Here is a 2,159-nt window from a genome sequence, read left to right as displayed (position 1 = left end):
TACGTTGATTTCGATTATGATGCATGTGAGGATCCTCCCTTTATGAGATTTGGTTCGCACCTGCATCATAACGGAGGGTCCTTTTTTTGTGCAATAGGTCCTTTTTAATACCACAGGAATGCTCCTGGGGGAGAAGTGACTGGTGTGAGACTTGTCCAGCTCTGGGACTTAAAGGCACATGTCTTAGTCAAATCATCCAGAAGGCAAGGAACGCTTTCATTCCTACTTCTCCTTATGCTACCCGCCTCTGTATAAAGCCCCTCCGCTTTTCTTGACAGCAGGGAGGAACGACCGAAGAGGCTCGGAACACCCGGGTAAAGTGAAGACTAGCAGGAAATCAACAGCGGTGTTTAATACCCGCGTTTTATTTTCCTTTTGCATACTTGGATGAAATCGTGGTATAGTAAATTAACTAATAAATGACAGGAGTGATGGGTGGACAATGAAGAACTAATCTTATTTTCGACGATTGAAATTTTATATTTCAAATCAACCTAAATAGGATTAGTCTGCCCATTTATTATACGTCTGCCTGAGCTATCGATTGAGATCGGCTTCTTTTGAGTGCGCTGCAGGCACAGGTACGGCTAATCCTTCCAGATGATCTGGGAGGATTTTTTTGTCCTCCTTTTAAAGAGAGGGGAAGATTGTATGAGAGAGATTATGAAATTAGTGGATATAAGCGTTGAAATGATGGAACGAAATCTGTTTGAAGGGTTGAATGCGAGTGTGCAGGAAGGGGATGTGATCGGGATCATCGGGCCGAACGGTGCTGGGAAATCCACGCTTCTGCAGGTGATTCATGAGGATCTTGCGCCTTCCGGAGGCTCCATCCAGTGGATGCAGCGAGACATGAGCATGACGATGGTCGAGCAGGAAACAGAGTCTCATTTCTTCGGTGACACAACATCTTCTGAAGCTAAGCTTTTGGAAAAGTGGAAGGTACCCCTTCATGATTTCCGGCAGCTGAGCGGCGGGGAAAAACTGAAAGCGAGGCTTGCAAAGGGTTTTGCCCGGAATACGGATCTCTTGCTGCTCGATGAGCCTACGAACCATTTGGACCAGGAGAGCCTGGAGTTTTTGACGAAACAGATCAGGGATTATAAAGGAACAATCATTCTCGTGTCGCATGACCGATATTTTTTAGATGAAGCAGTGACGAAAATCTGGTCGCTTGAAGACGGAAAATTTACTGAGCATAAAGGAAATTATTCGAGTTATATGGAAGAACGGAGACAGAAGCGGCTGACTCAGCAGCGGGAATATGAGAAGCAGCAGAAGATGGTGGAACGCATTGAAAGCCAGATGAGCGAGCTCAACTCCTGGTCGCAAAAGGCACATGCCCAGTCGACTAAGAAAGAAGGGTTCAAGGAATACTACCGGGTGAAAGCCAAGCGGACCGACAGTCAGGTTAAGTCAAAGCAAAAGCGGCTTGAAAGGGAGCTTGAGAAGGTGAAGGTGGAAGCCGTTGAGGAAGAGCATACAGTCCGATTCTCGCTGCAGGCGGGTCACAAGAAAGGCAAACGTTTCCTTGAAGTGAAGAATCTGTCGAAGAACTTTAGCGGGCGGACGTTGTTCAGCGCAGCCAATTTTACGATTCAATATGGTGAAAAGATCTCAATCATTGGACCCAATGGGAGCGGGAAGACGACACTATTGAAGATCATCATGGGGAACGAAAAAGCAGAAGGCGGCGTTTGGCTCTCGCCTTCTGCAGAGATTGGATATCTTACACAGGAAGTATTCGACCTGCCGCTTGATGATACACCGGAGCAGCTTTTCCACAAGGAAACGTTTGAAGAGAGAGGGAAGGTCCAGACGCTGATGAAGCATCTTGGATTCCAGACGGCTTCTTGGCGGGAGCCGATCCGGAATATGAGCATGGGCGAGCGCGTGAAGTGCAAGCTGATGAAGTATATGCTGGAGGAAAGGGACGTGCTGATTCTGGATGAACCGACGAACCATCTCGATTTGCCCTCGCGTGAACAGCTGGAGGAGACGTTATCGCATTACACCGGCACCTTGATCGTCGTCTCGCATGACCGGTATTTTCTTGAGAAAACGACAAGTGTAAAGCTCGTGATTGAAAACAGGGAAATCCGCAAGCAGTTGAATGAGTCTGCTCCTGAGCGCAGCGACGTAGAGGAATTGCGGTTGAC

The 2,159-nt window shown here is 47.6% G+C and carries 1 protein-coding gene; it reads left to right on the top strand.

Going from position 1 to position 2,159, the window contains the following annotated elements:
* Nucleotides 1–651: 651 nt before the first annotated feature.
* Nucleotides 652–2,159 (top strand): ribosomal protection-like ABC-F family protein (gene abc-f, locus HP456_RS23155; RefSeq protein ID WP_172255450.1); only part of this gene is annotated, 1,508 nt, incomplete at its 3' end.

It is taken from the genome of Bacillus haikouensis, from assembly GCF_013179555.1.
In the GTDB taxonomy this organism is placed as follows: Bacteria; Bacillota; Bacilli; order Bacillales; family Bacillaceae_B; genus Rossellomorea; species Rossellomorea haikouensis_A.
The sequence above is the reverse complement of the archived record's forward strand: the minus strand, read 5'-3'. Positions and strand labels throughout refer to the sequence as shown.